Genomic DNA, 19,067 nt, shown 5'->3' with positions numbered 1-19,067 from the left:
CTCCACGAGAATACGGGCTGGCGATTGCATCAACGGGCTGCGGGCGTCGCGGCCGACGCGCTGTCCAGGGCGGTGTCGGCCTCCTCGACCTCCGTCACCTTCACGAACAGGTTGGGCACCCGCTCGGCGCGGTCGAGCAGCCAGGCCACGCCGACCATGATGACGATGCCGACGACGGAAACGGCGAGCTGCTCCCAGACGCCCTTGGTGTACTGGGTCAGGATCCAGTGCGCGGAGAACGACAGGAACACGCCCAGGCAGAAGATCGGCAGCGAGTGCTGGCCGCAGAGGATCACCGGGCGCAGCCAGGGCGTACGCAGCGCCCGCCATTTGCGCGAGATGAAATGCGTCACCCAGATCGCCAGCGCCAGGAAATGGGTGAAGCGCAGCATGTCGAGGTCGGTCTTGTCGATCGGGTAGATCAGCTTGATCATCCATTTCGGGACCATCGCCTCGAGCGCCGGGATGTGCCAGGTCATCACGATCATCAGTGCGAACAGCAGCCAGGCCGCGGCCAGCGCCATCGCCGCCTTCGACCACACCAGGGTCGCGATCCTCTCGATCCGCCCGATGCCGCACCAGGCCGCGAACACGAACATCAGCTGCCAGCAGAACGGGTTGAAGTACCAGGTCGTGCCGGGCGGATAGGAGGCGACGTTCCAGTCGAACCAGCGCGACAGCAGATAGAGCACGACGGAGGCGGCGAGCGTCAGGTTCGGCCGGCGCACCAGGCACCAGACGATGAAGGGCGAGGCGAACACCAGCGTGATGTAGAGCGGCAGCACGTCGAGATTGACCGGCTTGTACTTGAGCAGGATCGCCTGCCCGATCAGCTCGTCCGGATGGGCGAGGAAATTGAACACGTTGAACTCGTGCTCGTACATCGGATTGTCGAAGCGCCGCGCGGTGCGGGCGATCTGCGCCGTGAACAACAGGAACAGCATGATGTGCGCGACGTACATCTCGGCCGCGCGCCGCCACAGCCGCTTGACCGCTGCGAGAAACCAGCCGCCGGCGACGATCGGCCCGTAGATCCAGCCGACGAGGTAACCCGAGATGAAGACGAAGAACTCGGCGGCGTCGCTGAAGCCGTAATTGCGCAAGGTCAGCCACGCCACGACGTCGTGCGGAATGTGGTCGAGGAAGATCATCCACAACCCGATGCCGCGAAACAGGTCGAGCCGCAGGTCGCGCTCGACCGGCGCCAACAGAGCTGACTGGTCCCGTGCGATCATGGCCCCGCCTCGTTTGCTGGGCGTCGCGCCAATGCGGCGCCGAAAAATCGGATGCTAAAAAATCGTGATCAAAACGTCACCTAACCCTGCGGCTAGCGCACCAACGGTAGCCGACCTTGACGCCCGCGCAAGGGATTTTGTGGGGCGCGGCCCGCGGCCGTCACGGCGGCCTCCGCCTTGCGCCGCACAAGCGGCGGCCGCCGCCACGATGCCGGCCAGCCCCGGAGCGGGGTCGGTCGAGGCGCGGCAGGAGACCTCCGGGACGTAGCCACGTTTCGACGGCATCATTCTCGACCTGGCGCGGGCCGGCACTTTGCCGGCCCGAGTTTTGTTGCGCCTCTGGCAAAGGCAATGACTGCGCGCTGCGCGCCACAACGTGTCGCGCCTGTCCTATCCGCCGTCACGGGCCTGTCGCACGAAGATGATCCGCTATCTCTGATTGCGCACGAGTCGCCGTGTCGAAGCGGCCGACGCGCTCGTTGGGAGGAGCGGCCGATGCCCGTTGGACTGCTGGAAGTCGAAGGCACCATCGATGTCAGCCAGTTCTGGCCGGAGGGCCGGTCGGACGCCGACACCACAAAGGTGATCGTGAACGTCGCGCCCGACGCGATCCGCTTCCGCAAGAGCGACACGGCGCCATTCCATCCGACCCACGTCTTCGACAACGCCAAGGTCAAGGGCCGCACCTCGACACCCCCGATCAAGAACGGCAAGCTCACGATTCGCCTGCAGGGCATCGATGCGCCCGAGCTGCACTATATGCCGTCACCGCTCTCGACCGCCGAGAAGAAGGGGCTCACCGATGCCAAGAAGCAGGCCTATCACGAGGTCACCCATTCCTACCGGCAATTCCTCGGCGCCACCGCGAGCAAGGCGCTGCATGATTTCCTCAGCGGTCCCGGCGAATCGGCGCTGGCCTGCCGGGTGTTCACCCATGTGGATGCGCCGAACGAGGTGTTCGACACCTATGGCCGGCTGGTCGGCGACATCGAGGTGACGGTCGGCGGCAACAAGGTCGACATCAACCACTGGCTGGTCGAGCAGGGTTTTGCCTATCCGACTTTTTACTCGTCGATGAACGACGACGAGATCAAGGCCTTCCTGGCGCTGGCCAAGACCGCGCGAGCAAAGAAGCTGCTGGTGTGGAAACATCTCGCCAAGACGATCGGCGCCTTCGACTTCGACCTGCGCGAGCCCAAGAAGGGCGAGATCGATGTGCTCGCAACCGACAAAGGCCCGGTAATCCTGCCAAAGCTCTACCGCCGCTACACCAACTGGTCGGCCCGCAAGAAGGCCAAGGTGACGAGCCAGAATTTCCAGAAATTCCTGAGCAAAGGATCCGGCGGCAAGCCCGACACCTGCTACGAGACCACCGACTTCCTGGACAATGGCGTGCACTCGGCGACGCCGCGTAATTTCGCCGACTTCGTCGAGGGCGGCAAGACGATCAAGTTTCAGCCTGATAGCCTGGTGTTCGGCGAGGCGCCGTCGACGCTGGTCGGCGCGGACGGGAAGCCGATTACGAAGTTCTGAGCGGTGGGGGCCTCCAGCGCGGCATGTTGCCCGGCGTCCCGCACCTTGCGCCAGCCCAACTTCTCAGGGCTGCAAGACATGCGTCTCCGCACGCGTGACGGAGCCGCCGAGCAGACAGCCGACGGGCCTGTCGCCGGCGAAGCCGAGGCGCACCCCGATCTCGGACAGGGCACCCATCGCCCGTCCCTGCATGATGGTGATCCGCGCGCTGTTGCGCTCCACAAGGCCGTTCCTGAGCAGTCCGAACGCGAGCGCGGCCGCGGCGATCCCCGTGGCCGCATCTTCCGGGTAGCCCGACGATTTCGGGAATTGCCGCGCCTCGAAACGTCGTTCGCCCTGCTGCTCGATGGCATAGGGATAAAGGCCGGTGGACCCAATCCGGCCGCAGCACGCCTCGATCTGCGCAGGCGCCGGCACCAGCGCGTTGAGCTCGCGGACGCCTTTCATCGGGATCAACGTCTTCACGCGCGACGTGACGGCGTTCTGGATGGGCAGGTCGAGCAGATCGCTGCGTGACAGCTTGAGCGCCGACAGAACGTCCTCCTCGTCGGCACGCGAGAGATCGACGACCTTGCCGGCCGGCTGGCTGATCTCGACAGATGGCTCGCCCGAGCCGGCGCGATCGACATAGCCCGTCACCGGCCCGCTGCGCGTCTCGATGCGAACCTGCTCGCCGGGCAAGCGCCCCTTGGTCGCAAGCACCCACAGCGCCCCGATCGTCGCGTGGCCGCACATCTCCATCTCGTGCCGCGGCACCCAGAACCGGAAGACATAGTCGAATTCGGGTCCCGCCGCCGGCAGGACGAAGCCCGACTCATGGCCGAAGTGCCGCGCCACCGCCTGCATGCCCTCACCTGCAAGATGCGACGCATCGATCACGATGGGGCATGGGTTGCCACCGGCGCCTAAGTGGGTGAACACGTTGACAAGCTCGATCTCGATCATGGGATCACTCACGTCATGGAATGGCGCGACGGCGGCGGTCGCGGGTCCGGGGCATTAAAATGCAAAAGCCCTCGAAATCGAAACGATTTCGAGGACTTATTGCGTCCTTGGTTGCGGGGGCCCGCAGCGGACGTCACGCAGACCTTCTCCGATTGTGATCTCACGGGCGTTATAGTGACTTAGGCGCTGACCTCTGCTCTTTCCTCGCTAGCCGAAGTCGCGTCCAGCTGGGACGACGTAGCCCAGGGGCCACTAACCGACGATCGCCGCGCTCGTCTCTACTTCAGCACAAATCCAATCCTTGAACGCCGAGATTCCAGAATCGTTCTCGGCTCTTGGCCGATGGACAAGGTAGTAGGCAAGCTCGCAGTCCAATGCCTCTCCGAAGGGACGTATCAAACGCCCCGCCGCCAAATCCAGAGCCACCAACGTAGTGCGGCCCAAAGCGACACCACTGCCATTCATTGCTGCCTGATAGGCTGCTGCCGAGTCGTTGATTTGCAGCCCCCGCTCACAATTGATGTCGGAACAACCTGCCGCCTGCAGCCATGTGCGCCAAGTCGGAAATGCGCTTTCAAACGCCATCGAGCGATCATGAATCAGGGTGTGATGCTTGAGATCCTCCGGGCCTTGCAGGGGATGGAGCCCTTTGACCAAGGCAGGGCTGCATACGGGAAAGAAAGCGTCCCGTAACAAGAATATGGATTTGAGGCCGGGCCAACTGCCACCACCATAACGGATACCGACATCCATCCGCTCGGCGGTAAAATCGACGAGGCGGCCGCTGGTATCGATAAGCAAATCGTAGAGCGGATGATTGGCCGCAAAACGCTCGACGCGCGGCAACAGCCACTTGTCGGCAAAGGCGGGCGGCACGGTGAGGCTGATGGTGATCTGGCCGCGCGATGCTTTCAGGCGCTCATACGCCACCGTCAGATGATCGAACCCGGCCTGCAGATCCGGCAGCGCGGCGCGGCCGGCCTCGGTCAACTCCAGTCGTGCGGGGCCCGCCTGCGAACGATGAAAAAGCTCAACTCCGACGGCGGCTTCCAGACCGCGGACAAGGCTGCCAACCGCGGCCGGCGTCACGTTCAGCTCATCGGCGGCGGCGACATAGCTGAGGTGGCGTGCTGCCGCCTCAAAAGCACGAAGTGCGTTTAAGTGATTGGGCGCTCTCATGAATTTCCGGACAAGGTTTTCTATGCCGCCAACGCAGATCATCTCTGTTGTGACAGGGAAGGTCAACAATCATGGTGCTGCTCACGGATCGCGCGCTCCGGTTACGACCCTCAACAAAACCTTCGGACCAGGAGAAGATCATGAAACTGTCAAATAAAATCGCCCTCGTCACGGGCGGCACCTCGGGTATCGGCCTCGAAGCTGCGAAGCTGTTTCGCCAGGAAGGCGCCAACGTCATCATCGTCGGGACAAATCAGGTCCGGCTCGAAGCGGCAGCAGGTCAGATCGGCGACGGCGTCACAGCACTACGTGCCGACGTGACCAAGTCTGGGGATGTCGAAAGCGTTGTCAGTCAGATCCGCGAAAAGTTCGGCCGCATTGACGTCGTGTTCGCCAATGCCGGTATGGGCCTGGCGGCGCCGCTCGAAGCCGTCACTGAAGAGCAGATTGACACTCAGTTCGACGTGAACTTCAAGGGTGTGTTCTTCACCGTTCAAAAGGCAGCGCCGCTGCTCGCCAAGGGTGGCAGCATTGTCGTGACGACGTCGTTCCTGAACGAGGTCGGCACACCCGGCCTGTCGATCCTGTCGGCTACGAAGGCAGCTCTGCGCTCGCTGGTTCGATCGTTGGGTGCTGAGCTTGCGCCACAGGGCATTCGCGTGAACGCTGTTAGCCCCGGACCGATCAGCACGCCATTTCACAGCAAGCTTGGACTTTCCAGCAAGCAACTCGATGAAACTGCCTCGGCGATCGAAGAACAGGTCCCTCTTCATCGCTTCGGCGAACCCGTAGAAATAGCCAGGGCGGCACTGTTCCTCGCGAGCGATGATTCCGCATTCACGACGGGATCGGAGCTGGTCGTCGACGGTGGCATGTCTCAGCTTTAATTTCACGAGGAAGCGGCGCCTGCTAGGGATCACAAGCCGAAGATGGGATGGCTGGAGTCCAAAGGAATTGCGGTGACAGGGCACTCAACTGGCTACCGGATCACCGCTCGCTCAACCGCCTGATCGGTAGTTTGCAGCCGGACACCTGCTCGGACGCGACAGCAGTGTGCCAGCTGGCTCAACACACAACGCCAAAACAAAAATGGCCCGCATCAAGCGGGCCATTTCGTATCGGATCCGGTAAAATCCAAATTTGGTTGCGGGGAGACGCAACTACCGATACCAACATTCAATTGAAGTTGCGATCTGATCGAGGCTGCCTACTGCGTCCCGACGAAAAGATCAATAAAAACAATGAAGTTTGCTCGCGATTGACCACCTTTCGGTGGTCAGCTTATCTGATGAGAGGCGCATCTAGGCCCGACGTTTCCGGATCCTGCGCATCAGGAGAGCGTTCCCTTCACACGGGAGAGGTCCAAGGTTCGATCCCTTGTGCGCCCACCATTAAAACCCCTGAAAACGCAGCGCTTTCTGAAAATTCGCCCTCGGGCCTTTTCGGCAGTTACAGGCACGAAATAGCAGAACTAAGCAGCAACAGGCGGGGAAAGAGCGGGGAATTTGTTCGCCTCACGTTCCTCGCTACAGCAGCCTCGTCCCAGCTTCTTCGTCCCATTCGAGCTCGCACAGCACCTCCGCTTCTACGGAGATGTCGCTATAGAAGTGCTTTGCCTGCTCCGCGAGCATTCGCCGAGCGGCGTCTTCTGCCTCCGCCATGGAGTTATGCCGCTCGTGGAAGGAAGCCGCCGTTTCTGCCGTCCTGCGAGACGCGTCCCACTTCAGCAATTGCACGATCGCGTACCAAACGCCGCGACCCGTTCGCCGCCGGACAAGTATTTCGCGGCAACGATCGGCCGCTTCGGCAACACCTAGCCACATTGCCGCGTCGGCCTCGACCTTCGCGTTCTCGCGCGCTTTGAAAGCAACGCCCTTCAGCGCTGGCTCAGTAAGCCATCTGAGTTTGTTGTCGATGGTCATGAGATTTTTGCCGATCTCTCGGAGGGCATCCTCGGCCTCCCACGTCAATTTAGGGGGCCGGGGAGCCGCTCCTTTGGCCCGCTCGACCTTGGGCTGCCCGGCGCGCTTACGCCGCCAAATGTCGTCCGCAATGGCCTCCAGATCCTCTTTGGAAAGCGTCCACCGGTTCTCGCGCTCCCACTTCTCGCGATTGAGCTTGGGGGTGAGATCAACAATCTTTGTCTGCGGCTTCTTCAGAGCCTCTTCGAGCGCCATTCCAGTCTCTAGCGCTGCGAAACCCGAGGCCACGAGGTCCTTGTGCACCTGTCCGTTCTCGTCGAAGGTCAGATAGCTACCCTGCACCCTCTCGATGCGAACTGGTTTCTTTCCCTCGTTCTCCAGGATTACGTCAGCGACCTTCTGCTTTGTCCCGGCGTACTGCGGCATAGCGTCTTTGCCGCGGATTAAGCTCGTCATTACTCGCTGCGAGATGCTCTTAAGGCCGTCTTCGGCGAAAAGGTAAAAGCGAATTGAAAGGGCCATGTTCGTTGTCTGAGATTAAGGCCGGCATGCTTTCGCATGTTGGCAAACTAAGCAACGGCGAAGGGATAGGATATTTCCGCCAATAGGCTACCCCGACGCTGTGCCCCGATGATCCTCGCTACATTCAATCCTGGATAAAGCAATTCGACGAGCAGAACGGCATTAGGCCCAAAGCGCCTCCAAAGCGAGGTGCTGCTCCACGTACGAAAACCGTGTCCCTCGCCCGGACCAACGCCGTACTTAACTTGGTTTATCGCCAGCGACCGGGCGCAGATGCATGCTTACCCTGGGCTGGCGGATAGCCTTCCTGCTGGCCCTGTGCTTTCGGCCTCAACTTTGCCTGCGATGGGTTGGGGCCGTTTTTTCCGACGACGCCGTGCGCCTGGTCATCGTGGGCTGGAAGATCGGCCGGCTGCCGATCGCTCGCATTGGCGGGCACGGTCTGCTCGTCGGCTGACGCGGCGATCTGCATTGACGCACGTCTGGCCGAATTCCATAATTGCGAGAACTTCCCGACAATGGAGCCGGAGCAAGTTGGATGATGCTGTCCGACCGCGTAAAGTCGAATATGGAGTTTGTGCTGGAGGAGACCTGCCGCGAGCTTCCACACGGCGGCGATCATGAAAGCCGACGCTTGATCGCCGAACAACTCTTGCAGGCGGCGGAAGCAGGCCAAGGGAGTTTAGGCGAGCTTCGTGCTGTTGCACTCCAAGCATTCGTAAACGCGACCAAGATCACACGGCAATAAGCATAGAGGGGCGTAGGGGAGCAAAGCCGTTGGCTTCGATATTGTTAGTGGAAGATGAAGCCCTCATCCGCATGATGGTTGCTGACATGTTGGCCGACCTTGGCCACACCGTCGCAGCCGAAGCCAACGATGTGGCATCGGCGATGAAGCACGCCAGCGACTCGGCCTTTGACATGGCCCTGCTCGACGTGTCGCTGGGGAGCTGCAGCGTCGAACCGGTGGCCCAGGTCCTTGCCAAACGTAACGTCCCGTTCGCATTCGCCAGCGGCTACGGCTCCGACGGCGTCCCGGAAGCCTACCGTCAGCGCCCGATGCTCAGAAAGCCGTTTCGGATAGACCAACTCGAACGCTGCATCACGGAATTGCTGGGCAAGGCTTGACGCGGAACCGATCCAAACTTGGCGGCGTTACTGCCGCATTGCCATTTTCTATATCGCACGCCGAAGATGCCGCGCTACTTCTTCCATGTTTTTTACGGTCATACCGCCACCGATCACGTCGGCGAGGATTTGGCTGACCGAGACGCCGCCTGGAAGGAGGCCACGGTGATGGCCGGTCAGATTTGCAGGGCATTGACGGCGATCTGGTGCCCGGTCGCGAATGGCGGCTGGAGGTCACCGACGAATTCTCAAATACTTTATTTGTCCTGCGCGTTCTCGCAGAGAGCCGATAGCGCGAGAGTCCCCCTTAAAGCCCCGGCTGTGCCATCCTTTCCTGGTTTGATGGGTTGTTCCGACCGTCCGCTCGACAGTAGGCTCCGCTCATGCGCCGTTCAGCGCACGGCACGCTTGACCAAGCACTGGCAATGCGCGCAGCGGCGCATCTACGGCTAGCGGCTTGCTTCCGGACCCTTCCGGCGGAATTAATCTGCAATGAGCACGAAGTCGCGCGAATACCTGTTCGGGACAACCGTGCGCGTTCTGGCCGAACGCGCGCGCGACGCCCGCAAGGACGCGGACATCCTCGCCTGCCAGGCCTGGAATGCCCGCATGCTCGGTTCCGAGGCCCTGCTCAGCCCTCCCCCACCCTCGGGGAGGCCCTCAATGCCGGCTACCGCTATCTGGAGGTGAAGTGCCTCGGCTGCGACACCCACCAGACGGTCGCGCTGGACATCGTCAGGCGCGCGAAGACCACCCCGATCCACGAGCTGGAACGGTACATGCGCTGCCGGCAGTGCTCCGAGCGCCAAGGACGGCCATTCAAGCGCAGTCATTTAATCGCCTTGCGGACCACACGAATCTCAGCCACTAACCCGCCATCTGTCTGGTGGCCGGGGAAGCGCTGAGCGATCACAGTTTCTGCCCTGCGTGCGGCGTCAAGATTGACTGAGGCGCGCGTCGGCTTTGAGCCTGCGCATTGGCCGCCCTACATGCTCATCGAAACAATGGCTATCAAGCCTGCAGCAGCTGTGCCCCACGCGAGCGCATGCAACATCCACGGTCGCATGGTCATGGTCGCCTCCCGTCAGGATGGGAGGATGCACGCCGATTGCGTGCGCTATTTGAGATAGATCAAAGGCTGAAGATGAGCGCCGTTGCGGCGGCGACGGTGAAAACGCCGGCGCCGATGGCAAGCACACGCACGAGGAGTTCTTTGCCCATGCCCAGTCTTAACTTAAGTTAGATCAGGCTGGCTATGCTGTTTGTGCCAAAGCTTCGATAGGGAAAACCCAGCGACGATCGGGACTTCGCTATGAGAACGCGCCGGACCCGCTAGGAGAAGGGCCCCCGTCTGAGCGGGAGAGCGCTTGGTACGCCCGTTCTGCCTGCTCCTTCGTCAGATTGGCCGCCCAGTCAGTTCCGATCAGCGCCGGTCCCTTGCGCTCCCGATCGTAAACCATCCAACCAGCGCCCCCCATCCGAACAACAAACCTGCTCGCTCTCGCCCCTCTCTCGCTCGCCATGGTGCCTCGGCCATTCGCTCCGCGTAGTGCGAGTAGGCCGCGTCCTTTTCATCAGTTGCATTAGTCTATGTGAATCGGCGGCAATATTGGGCAAGAAATCTGTCCTAACCTCATCGGCGACCTTCATGTTCGCGGCCTCTTCTTGCTCAATCGCGCTTTCCAGCACGGAGGCGAGGACCTTGTAGTGCGCGGCCGCCCGATCAAAGGCTGCGTGCTCAATCTGCGACTTGGCCGCATCTCTCAATTGTTCGCACCTTACAATCTGCTCGCGCAACATCGCGAGAGTACAAAAGTGAACTTAACGCCAAGGGAGACGGACGGCACCGCTTAATGCTCGTGAGAGGTTTGCCTCTGTGCCTTCTGCGCCATCGCCATCCACTCTTCGGCCAACTTTAGCCATGCCGCCTTATCGGCAGCCCGAGTGGCCTTCTGTGCGTCATCGAGGCAAGCCTTCGCTTGGCGGAGGTATCTAGCGGCGTCATCTTCCATAAGCTGGAAAATGCGGAGGCGGCCCAAAAGTGCCCAAAACAAGCCGCAGGCGCTGGTCTGGAACAGCTAGGCCTGCGCCGCGTCGGTCCTACACCCGGGATTCGAAGTTAGGACAGGAACGTTTGGGCGATTGCCAGGTTTTCCCGATACCCTTCCCGGAGGGTGACCCCAAGTCGGCCCCAGCTCCATCGCCCCCTTGCGAGCTGGGGCCCTTTTTTTGCGAACCTGCAGAGGTGGAAGAACTGCCCCTCAAGCGTATCGCCAGTGGTGACGTGGACGACGGCATGCTTGAGCCGCCTAAGAAATTGTGAAGCGTCAGAGGAAGCGGCTGGGCATCGACCCTGCGGGGAGCTTATCGGCAAGCTGCTTCTCGAGCCATTGCCTTTGGAGACTCACCGCCAAATTGATCAGCACACTGTACATTTGTAGACGGTCGAGCTGAATTTAGCAGCTGAGGATATCTGCGGCGCATCTACTTGAATGGTTCGCTCGCGATCCCGGGGGCCTCCTCCTCCAGCCCCGGGAGGCCTTCGGGACCGCAGTTCGTCGAACGGGAAGAGCAAGGAACAGCGGCTCCGGCCGCGGGGCACTTGAGGGAGGTTGCAAGGAGCCGGAGCCGCGTTCCGCCTGAGCGCGGATAAGCCACTCTGCCGATCTTACTGAGCCGGGCATTAAAGCAGATCAATTGATTCGCGTTTGCCGGTTCGTGCTCCTATCTCTGCTCCCAGGTCACTGGAGTTTTCGCGTATGGCCTCGCCGTCAATCAATCCTGAGCGATCGCCTCGACAAAGATTTCTATTTGGTCCTGGAGGAGTTCCGGGATGGCGCAGCCTTTCGCGAGACGGACGATGGCGCCACCTATTCCATCCTGATCGGCGAACTGCTCGCCGGACAATACGATCAGGTGCTTCGGGTCGTCGCGTTCAATCCGGTCGAGGGATGGTCGCGAGTCGCCTCCGATGAAGGAAGTCCGATAGGACGTGCGCGCGCTGCGATGGCACGCACTGGGTTTGCGAGAACCACCCCGAGCGCGCGTGGGAAGGGCCGACGGCCTGCGGCTGCGGCGGCGCGGGTGCGCCTTGCCCGGCCTGCAACGTCCCGGCCGATGGCGAGACGCCACGCATGCCAGAGGGCTTCCGGGTCGAACTCGACAAGGATGGCTGGCGGCACTGAGGGCACAAGACGCTGAGTCGCCATTCCGGGCTTCCACGACTATCTTCAAGGCCGTCGGCAAGCGTGGAGTTTTGAGTATGCCCGGAGCTTGACGCCTTCGATCGTGCCCGGCGACGGCTTGGCTTCGTTACTCCATGGCCCGATGGTGCGTGCCGGGTCGCTTCGGTGATCAAGAGCCGATTGAGCTGGCCGAGCGCCTTCGGGGCGTCTCTTCGCTAGCGGAACGGCGATGAATTTGCCGAGTTTTCCTGATTGGTCCATGTTTGTGATGCGTGGGCTAGAAGGTGACTTCTGCCCCGGCTCACCTGTCCTACAGGAGCCTTCTGGCGGCCACCTGAACAGCAGTGATTGCATGGAGCGCCGCGATGTCGAGGGCCATGGATTAATTGTCGCTGGCTACGTGAAGGTGCGGGATCGGTGCGCTCTGACGGAGTTGCTGGCTCATCGCCGTGAGATGCTCGCTCAATTGCAAGCCGTTTCGGGCGTCACCACAGAGAAAGCGGTAATAGCAATCCAAGAAGAAGTGGCGCTGATCGAAGCTGGCCTCGAAGAGCTTGCGCCCCCGCGCGGATCACTGCCGGATGACGAGTGGAATACACGTGGTGAGGGGGATTAGTCATTGTCGAACGGTCGGCAAGGCCGCCTGGTGGCGGCGAACGCTCTCGGCATCACCGTGCCGCCTTTGCTGCCGTGCATGAGGCCGGAGATAGCCCGTGGCTGATTTTCCCCCTTGGCCGCGCAGGGTCCGCTTCCTAGGCTGAGCGGAAAGCCATCAGGGAGACGCCGAGGGCAGCTTTTGACCCTTAGCACACTACGCCTTGGCAGGCGATGGACGAAGCCTGACGTATCGGCCTGCAGCTCAGTGTCCTGATCTTCCCGGCATCATCAAAGTCCAAGACGGCCTGCACGACGTTTTCCCCGCTGACGTACGAGATTGTTGCGCCCCCCTCCGAGGGCTGAAGATTGTCCAGCTCGGCAGCTTGGTGTTCCTGCAGATGGATAGCCCAGTAGCCACGCAGGTTTTGTCTCCCGGAGATCGCCAACTGGTCACAATCGCAGTAGACCACGGCATCTTCGGCGTACATTTCGAGTAGTGTTTCGATATCGCCGGCGCGGTAGGCATCAAGCCAGTCGACGGCGGCGGCCATCGGGTCAAAAGACATACAAGCACCTCCCGCGCCAGACACAGAGATTTGGCTAGGTACCCAGCTAAATCTCTTCGCCAATCGACTCGCGAAGTGTTTGATCTTCACTCGGCCAAGCCTATATGCCGAATGCCTTAGGGCGGATACTTATCCGCTGGTGATGGCCATTCGAATCTGAAAATGCGTGTTCGAGATCGGGGTCTAAAAGTACACTGTACGCCGGGAAACGGTGGCAAGAAGCTTGGACCGACTGCGATTCAAAACCAACCAAGGATCAATGACGACTACGACCCCATTGACGCGAGAAGCATATCTTAAACGTTGCAAGGAAAACGCGTTCGCGCTTCTGAGCGTTGGCCGAATACGAGAGGCGGTTTCTTCGATGATGGTGGACATGCGCGAGAGCCCGAGCGGCGGACTACCTCGTGAAATCCACGCATTCGGCATCGCCGCCGCGGCGGCTGGCGATACAAGGGCCGTGCGAGCATAAGCTTTATTTGATAGCCGTTCGGCGTCCCGCTCTATGTCCGTCTTGGCCCCAAGCAGCAGTATGGTCAGCTATTCCGTCGTTGTAGGGCGTAACGACGCGCCGATCCGCGGTAGCGTTTGTAAGTCATGCCTAGGGTCGAGTCATAGGTGCAACCCGATAATAAACCGGATGGCAAAGAAGGAGCCTGCGGCGACTATAGCGGTCGCACTAATCGCGACAGCGATTCTCCAAGTCTCGTCCAATTCAGCCTCCCCGTGGTTGGCCCCAGCATCCGGCCGGGGGGCATGATGATGCTGGGGCCTCCGGACAGGCTCGTGCCTCGTGGGACCGAGACCGTAGCCGCGAACACAAGCAAATCTCGGGTCCTGGGTTCCTTGGATTCTCCATATTCCTTGAAGTGTGTCCAAATCGACCCACGCCGAGTGGCGAAGAGAAAGCTTGGGGCTGTGACCAAGGCCGCCAGCGTGCACATCAGTTGGCGCTCAAGGTTCCTAGCACTAGCGCCGCAGCAAGCCCGAGGCTGTGGTCCGCCCCTCCTCTCCGACGGACAGCACCCGCGACGCGCTCGCGCAAAGCAGCAGAAACAGCGCGCGCTCCGCCTTGTACCTGGCGGCAGCGCGGCTGCACTCCGTGCCGGACATCACGACGTCGCCTCCAGCTGCGCAGACGGCCCACTTCCATCGGCCGCGCCCGCGTCGCTTCAACACGACATCGAAGCCCGCGTAGTTCTCTTCGCCGGTTCGAGTGTTCATGCCGCGATCCGTCCCGGCAAGCCGCCCTGGAGCTGGTCCAGAAGCCGCTGCTCGCGTTCGATCCGGCTCAGGTAGAGTTCGCGCTCCTTCTCAGTCTTCGCACTCGCAAGCAGCAGCCGATAGTGGGCGATGACCTTTTCGCTGCCGCGGATCAGCAGGTCCCTGACGTCGGTCATGACGCCGCCCCCGCGCTCGCAGGCGAGCACTGCCTCTGGAGCTGGGTGAATGCGATGGGGAAGGTTTCGGTCGTCAACGCCTCCAGCGCCGAACTCTCCTCGGAGAGGCGCCGTTCAATGAACTGGCGCTCGAGATCTGAGAGTCGAGTCTTCAGAAGTCTCCGATAGCGGTGGATGTTGTTGCGGTGCGCGCGAATGCGGGCAAAATCTTCATCGATCATCATCGCCACTCCTGACGGTCTCTAAGGTCCTTTTTGCGGTTCGAAAAACGGGAAATCGAACTCCCGCCGAAAAAATATTCGGCGCGAAATCGCTGTCAAGATTGTAGTGGTGCAGTGCGTCAAACTTGAGCGGTGGCGTGTTAACCAATCCGCGAGCTCAAAAAATTTCGGCGTCCCCCTTGAATCGCCCTTGGGTTTTTCTAAGTGATTTTTCACCGCGAGAGCGGTGTGCCGGGCGCCGTCATGGGCCCGGCGCGGGCGCCGGCCGGGTACCAGACCCGCTCTGACCCTGCCTTGCGCTCCTTGTATCCAACTTGCTCTTTGGAGGACTTGGACATGAGGACCACCTTCGACTTCGCGCCCCTGTGGCGCTCCACCATCGGCTTCGACCACTTGGCCGACCTTGTCGACAGCACGCTGCGCCAGCCGAGCGAAGACCACTATCCCCCGTACAACATCGAGCGCACCAGCGACGACCACTACCGGATCTCGCTGGCCGTCGCCGGGTTTGGCGCCGACGACATCGCCGTGACTGCCGAACAGAACGCGCTGACCATCGAGGGCAGGAAGCCCGAGAAGGCGGCCGGCGAGTACCTGTACCAGGGTATCGCTGCGCGACCGTTCCGGCGCGTGTTCAACCTAGCCGATTACGTCCAGGTGAAGGATGCCTACTTCCGCGACGGACTACTGATCATCGATCTCGTCCGCGAGGTGCCGGAAGCCATGAAGCCGCGCCGGATCCAGATCGGAAGTGGCGCCTCTCCTGCCTCACACATCGAACAGAAGGCGGCCTGAGGCCGGCCAAGGTTCAACGGCGGAGCGCGGCGCGCGCAAGCCCGGCCGCGCTCCCTGGCTCATGCAACGAGGGAGAAAAACCATGGCAGTTCGTGATCTCATTCCCTGGTCCAGAAACCAGGAGGTCGCACCGGCGCGCGGCACCCGCGATCCGTTCATGACGCTTCACCGCGAAATGAACCGGCTCTTCGACGACGTCTTCCGCGGCTTCGGGGGCGAAGGCCTCTCGCCGCTCATGGAGGGGCAATTCAGTTGGCCCAAGATCGAGCTCAGCGAGACCGACAAGGGGCTGACGATCTCTGCCGAGCTCCCGGGCATGACGGAGAAGGACGTCCAGATCGAAATCGCGAACGGGATGCTGACCATCCGCGGCGAGAAGAAGGGCGGGCGCAAGGAGGAAGGCAGATACTTCACCGAGCGTTACTACGGCTCGTTCGAGCGGCAGATAGTCCTCGAGGACGTCGAGGAAGACAAGGCCGAGGCCTTGTTCAAGGACGGCGTCCTGACGATCTCGATACCAAAGTCCGAGCATCCGCGCGCGGGCGTCAAGCGCATCGCGATCAAGTCGCAGTAAAGACCCGGGCGGCGGTCGACGCCGCCCGAACTCACCGAAGACCCTCCGAGGAAGGAGCGTAAAGGGAGGCATCGATGACAAAAGCTGGCACGAACGCAGGCAATCTCAATCCCCTCTTCCATCCGGCGGCGCACTATGCGTCTCCGGAAGATGTCCTGAACGATTCGGAGCTCTCCGCGCCGGAGAAGCGGATCATCCTGTCGTCCTGGGCGTCCGATATGTTCGCCGTCGAGTCCTTTCCCGCCTTGCGCGAGGTACCCGGCATGAGCCACGCCATCCGGCTCGCCGACATTCTCGCCGCGCTGCGGCGGCTCGACGGCGAAGACGACGACCCGCCGCCTGGCGGGTTGCCGATGCGGCGGCGGCCTTGGACCGCCGCATTACGGAGGTCGGCATGATATTCACGCAGGCCGTCATGACGATGGTTCTGATCGGACACGCTTCGGCGATATGGGCCGTTCCGTTCGTCGCAGTATACCAATAGGCACGCATTATCCTGAGCCCGACCGTTTTCCTCTGACAACCCTCAAGGTGGCGCCCTCCCAAACTAGCGGATTCCAGATCTATGAGCGGCGATCTGATCTAAACTGCAGTAGCTTAGGCAATGATCGAGACGTCGACGGCCGCTCCCGCGCATTCGACAGACAAAGATCTTTCTTTCGGTGACCCTGAAGTTGCCGCTCGATGTCGATTGCTTGATCTGCATTACGTGCTCGCTTGAGCAAGGCGTTACGTTCGTCGCCCGGAGGCTTTCCGTCCGCGCGCTCACGCATATCCTGGGCAAATTGCTCAAGCCGCGTCTCGAGAGACTCTGTCTGCTTGAATCGCCTGCGCTTCAATCCCATCGCACGCTCCTTCTGACGAATTGCTTGTACGTCAGCGTGCAGATGATCGCAGAAACATAAGTTTATTTCCGGCTTAGACCTTTGAATGAGCTAGCGCGGAGCAGTCCTTCGGAAGTTATGTCGCGATACTCGATTTCGGCAACAAACTTCGGCTCGACCCAAGTCGCCTTGTGCTTCTTGAGTTGCTTACTCAATCTACTCTTGGGGCTAACTACACTATCGAGTGCATCCCTGATCTTGCGCGAGGTGGTCCGGCCCCATCCCGTGCCGACCTTGCCCATATAAACTAGCTCCCCGCCTTCCTGTTTGCCGAGGTAGAGAGCGGCAACACCTGACGGGTCTTTGATAAAACCGACAACGGGGAATTTGCCCTTCTGGACAACCTTGATCTTCTGCCACGCTTCAACCCGCTCCGATCGGTAAGGAGCATCCACTCGTTTGGAGATGATGCTCTCGTACTTCAGCCTGCTGGCTGCCTCGAACAGCGCCTGCCCGTCACCTTCATGGTGTTCGCTGTAGAGGGTAGGCTCCTTGATGTTATTGCTCTCGATTAGCTCCTTGAGCAGCTCCTTACGGGCAAGCTGGGAAAGCTTCCGAAGGTCTTGGCCATCAAGCCACAAGAGATCGAAGGCGAAGTAAACTAAGCGATCCTGATTCCCTCTCGCGAGGTCGGCCTGCAGCTCGGAGAAATTGGGTCGCTCCTCATGGACGACGACGACCTCACCGTCAACGATCGCCTGACCTCGGACGTCGAAGGCGCCGGCGATGACGGAGAATTTGTGGACCCAGTTGTGGCCGTTTCGCGTGTAGGCGCGACGATCATCTCCGTCGATGCGAAGCTGAATGCGGTAGCCGTCGTATTTGACTTCGTGAATCCACTGAGCCCCCGAGGGCACCTTCATCTTGAGGGTCGCGAGCTGGGGCGCAATAAACCCCGGCATCTGAGGAGCCGCCGGCTTTTGTGCCGGTGTCTTGGTACGCTTTGCCACTCACGCAACTCACAAAAAGCCCGCCGTCGGATTTGGGCCAACAGCGGGCAGTCTACCTACCTCAATCAATGAGTCACGAACGCAAAATCGCGGCCGGAGTTCCAGCGCGTTCTCGGATACAACCGCAATCGCGTTTTCCGGTTGTATTTCCAAGGTCAACGAGAACGCCAGCCGAACGGCAAGAGAACGCGATGTGAGAAAGTGTCTCGAATTCTTGGATGTTCACGCAAGGCGACCTAGATGCGGTAATGGGCCCTGATCCGAGCAAGTGGTCATCATGGTGGCTGTCCCCCGATAGATGGTGAAACGGGGTCACGACGCGAGTCGGCCCCAAGCATCTGGAGACGGAGGACAGCCGTGGAGAATTATGCCGGAATTGACGTGTCGTTGGAACTGTCGAGCGTCCGCGTTGTGGATGCCCAGGGTAAAATCTTGAGGGAGGCGAAGGTCGCGAGCGAACCCGACGCTTTAGCTGAGTATTTTGAGGCGCTTGGCTTTGCAGTGAAGCGGATCGAGTTGGAGGCCGGACCGCTGTCGCAATGGTTGCATGCGGGGCTGAGAAAAGCAGGATTCGAAACCGTTCTGCTGGAAACGCGGCATGTGAAGGCCGCATTATCGGCGATGACGGTGAAGACTGATCGCAAGGATGCGCGCGGGATCGCCCAGTTGATCCGGATGGGATGGTTTCGGCCGGTACACGCAAAGTCGGTCGATGCGCAGGAGATCCGGGCCCTCCTGATCGCACGCAAACAGCTTCTCGGGCGGCTCATCGATGTAGAATTAAGTATCCGAGGAATTTTGCGCGGCTTCGGGCTGAAGGTTGGCCCGGTGACGCGGAGGAATTTCGAAGCGCGGATCCGAGAGTTGGTTGCGGGTCAGGCGACGTTGGAGCGCGTTGACAGTGCGATGCTTTCGGCAAGATCGGCCTTGAAGGCAGAGTATGGAAAGCTGCACAAGGCTGTGCTGGCAATTGTGCGTGACGACGTAGTCTGCCGCCGGCTTATGACAGTGCCAGGCGTTGGTCCCTTGGTGGCCATTACTTACAAATCGGCGATTGATGACCCTCATCGCATCGCGAAATCAAAGGCAGCAGGTGCGCTGTTCGGGCTTACGCCAAAGAAATACCAATCGGGAGAAAAGGACGTCACAGGCGGGATCACGTTGGCCGGCGACGAGACGGTGCGCACGGTGTTGTATGAAGCCGCCAACGTTTTGCTATCGCGCATCACGCGGTTCTCAAAACTGAAGCGCTGGGGAATGGACATCGCCAAGCGGCGTGGCTCGAAGCGCGCAAAAGTCGCCCTGGCACGCAAGCTCGCAGTGATCCTGCATCGGATCTGGGTCGACGGCACAACTTATCGATGGACTGACGTCGGCTCGATCGCAGCATAGAAGACGTGGAGGAGATCAAGAACGCAACCGGGATAATCT

At 60.7% G+C, this 19,067-nt stretch carries 20 protein-coding genes and 1 pseudogene; 12 read left to right on the top strand and 9 right to left on the bottom strand.

The genetic code is table 11. The features are described 5' to 3' along the window. Window positions 1–29: 29 nt before the first annotated feature. On the bottom strand, window positions 30–1,235 hold the full coding sequence (locus WN72_RS05625) for an OpgC domain-containing protein (protein ID WP_092220687.1): 1,206 nt from the start codon (window positions 1,233–1,235) through the stop codon (window positions 30–32). A gap of 495 nt (window positions 1,236–1,730) precedes the next feature. On the opposite strand from WN72_RS05625, the gene WN72_RS05620 reads away from it, so the two are divergent. Next, entirely contained in the window at window positions 1,731–2,768 is a 1,038-nt protein-coding gene (locus WN72_RS05620) for a thermonuclease family protein (RefSeq protein WP_092220685.1), read from the top strand. Window positions 2,769–2,831: 63 nt separating this feature from the next. Here WN72_RS05620 and WN72_RS05615 read toward each other — a convergent pair whose 3' ends face one another. Both WN72_RS05615 and gcvA read right to left on the bottom strand, forming a co-directional pair. Then, window positions 2,832–3,713 carry a PhzF family phenazine biosynthesis protein gene (locus tag WN72_RS05615; RefSeq protein WP_092220681.1) on the bottom strand — a complete coding sequence of 294 codons (882 nt, stop codon included), beginning with the start codon at window positions 3,711–3,713 and terminating at the stop codon, window positions 2,832–2,834. A 252-nt stretch (window positions 3,714–3,965) separates the two neighbouring features. Next, complete coding sequence (gene gcvA, locus WN72_RS05610; RefSeq protein ID WP_244554014.1) at window positions 3,966–4,958, bottom strand: transcriptional regulator GcvA; 993 nt, start codon at window positions 4,956–4,958, stop codon at window positions 3,966–3,968. Between the two features lie 74 nt (window positions 4,959–5,032). Here gcvA and WN72_RS05605 point away from each other — a divergent pair, with 74 nt between their 5' ends. After that, window positions 5,033–5,779 carry an SDR family oxidoreductase gene (locus WN72_RS05605; protein WP_027565078.1) on the top strand — a complete coding sequence of 249 codons (747 nt, stop codon included), beginning with the start codon at window positions 5,033–5,035 and terminating at the stop codon, window positions 5,777–5,779. 639 nt (window positions 5,780–6,418) lie between these two features. Here WN72_RS05605 and WN72_RS05600 read toward each other — a convergent pair. Next, complete coding sequence (locus WN72_RS05600; RefSeq protein WP_092220679.1) at window positions 6,419–7,336, bottom strand: hypothetical protein; 918 nt, start codon at window positions 7,334–7,336, stop codon at window positions 6,419–6,421. A gap of 277 nt (window positions 7,337–7,613) precedes the next feature. Here WN72_RS05600 and WN72_RS05595 point away from each other — a divergent pair, with 277 nt between their 5' ends. The 6 genes and pseudogenes from WN72_RS05595 to WN72_RS05575 all read left to right on the top strand — a co-directional run bounded on the left by WN72_RS05595 (window position 7,614) and on the right by WN72_RS05575 (window position 12,265). Continuing rightward, entirely contained in the window at window positions 7,614–7,793 is a 180-nt protein-coding gene (locus WN72_RS05595; protein ID WP_092218034.1) for a hypothetical protein, read from the top strand. A gap of 81 nt (window positions 7,794–7,874) precedes the next feature. Continuing rightward, a complete protein-coding gene (locus WN72_RS05590; protein ID WP_092218033.1) occupies window positions 7,875–8,084 on the top strand; it encodes a hypothetical protein in 210 nt (69 codons plus the stop codon). 29 nt (window positions 8,085–8,113) lie between these two features. Further along, window positions 8,114–8,464, top strand: coding sequence for a response regulator (locus WN72_RS05585; RefSeq protein ID WP_092221009.1), 351 nt, complete (start codon window positions 8,114–8,116; stop codon window positions 8,462–8,464). Between the two features lie 66 nt (window positions 8,465–8,530). Further along, window positions 8,531–8,917, top strand: coding sequence for a DUF6894 family protein (locus WN72_RS47715; protein WP_430640417.1), 387 nt, complete (start codon window positions 8,531–8,533; stop codon window positions 8,915–8,917). Window positions 8,918–8,956: 39 nt separating this feature from the next. Beyond that, window positions 8,957–9,369, top strand: a pseudogene (locus tag WN72_RS05580) (hypothetical protein). A gap of 2,632 nt (window positions 9,370–12,001) precedes the next feature. Beyond that, a complete protein-coding gene (locus WN72_RS05575) occupies window positions 12,002–12,265 on the top strand; it encodes a hypothetical protein (protein ID WP_092221018.1) in 264 nt (87 codons plus the stop codon). Between the two features lie 187 nt (window positions 12,266–12,452). Here the strand turns inward: WN72_RS05575 and WN72_RS05570 are convergent, their stop codons facing one another. The 4 genes from WN72_RS05570 to WN72_RS05555 form a co-directional block, all read right to left on the bottom strand. Then, entirely contained in the window at window positions 12,453–12,812 is a 360-nt protein-coding gene (locus tag WN72_RS05570; protein ID WP_092221021.1) for a nuclear transport factor 2 family protein, read from the bottom strand. Window positions 12,813–13,781: 969 nt separating this feature from the next. Further along, complete coding sequence (locus WN72_RS05565) at window positions 13,782–14,036, bottom strand: hypothetical protein (RefSeq protein ID WP_194482989.1); 255 nt, start codon at window positions 14,034–14,036, stop codon at window positions 13,782–13,784. Next, window positions 14,033–14,212: a hypothetical protein gene (locus WN72_RS05560; protein ID WP_194482988.1), complete on the bottom strand. Its 180-nt coding sequence runs from the start codon at window positions 14,210–14,212 to the stop codon at window positions 14,033–14,035. The genes WN72_RS05565 and WN72_RS05560 overlap by 4 nt, the downstream gene beginning before the upstream one ends. Further along, complete coding sequence (locus WN72_RS05555; protein WP_430644628.1) at window positions 14,209–14,436, bottom strand: hypothetical protein; 228 nt, start codon at window positions 14,434–14,436, stop codon at window positions 14,209–14,211. Before WN72_RS05555 ends, WN72_RS05560 begins: the two co-directional genes overlap by 4 nt. A 333-nt stretch (window positions 14,437–14,769) precedes the next feature. On the opposite strand from WN72_RS05555, the gene WN72_RS05550 reads away from it, so the two are divergent. The 3 genes from WN72_RS05550 to WN72_RS05540 all read left to right on the top strand — a co-directional run bounded on the left by WN72_RS05550 (window position 14,770) and on the right by WN72_RS05540 (window position 16,200). Then, on the top strand, window positions 14,770–15,228 hold the full coding sequence (locus WN72_RS05550; RefSeq protein WP_194482987.1) for an Hsp20 family protein: 459 nt from the start codon (window positions 14,770–14,772) through the stop codon (window positions 15,226–15,228). An 82-nt stretch (window positions 15,229–15,310) separates the two neighbouring features. Continuing rightward, on the top strand, window positions 15,311–15,802 hold the full coding sequence (locus WN72_RS05545; RefSeq protein ID WP_194482986.1) for an Hsp20/alpha crystallin family protein: 492 nt from the start codon (window positions 15,311–15,313) through the stop codon (window positions 15,800–15,802). A 74-nt stretch (window positions 15,803–15,876) separates the two neighbouring features. Continuing rightward, window positions 15,877–16,200, top strand: coding sequence for a hypothetical protein (locus tag WN72_RS05540; RefSeq protein ID WP_092215077.1), 324 nt, complete (start codon window positions 15,877–15,879; stop codon window positions 16,198–16,200). Between the two features lie 509 nt (window positions 16,201–16,709). On the opposite strand, the gene ligD is transcribed toward WN72_RS05540, so the two are convergent. Beyond that, window positions 16,710–17,636 (bottom strand): non-homologous end-joining DNA ligase, encoded by a 927-nt coding sequence (gene ligD, locus WN72_RS05535; protein ID WP_194482985.1) that lies wholly within the window; start codon window positions 17,634–17,636, stop codon window positions 16,710–16,712. 357 nt (window positions 17,637–17,993) lie between these two features. Between ligD and WN72_RS05530 the strand changes: the two genes are divergently transcribed. Then, window positions 17,994–19,028 (top strand): IS110 family RNA-guided transposase, encoded by a 1,035-nt coding sequence (locus WN72_RS05530; protein WP_194482984.1) that lies wholly within the window; start codon window positions 17,994–17,996, stop codon window positions 19,026–19,028. Window positions 19,029–19,067: the final 39 nt, after the last annotated feature.

This window comes from Bradyrhizobium arachidis, assembly GCF_015291705.1.
Classification (GTDB): Bacteria; Pseudomonadota; Alphaproteobacteria; order Rhizobiales; family Xanthobacteraceae; genus Bradyrhizobium; species Bradyrhizobium arachidis.
The sequence above is the reverse complement of the archived record's forward strand: the minus strand, read 5'-3'. Positions and strand labels throughout refer to the sequence as shown.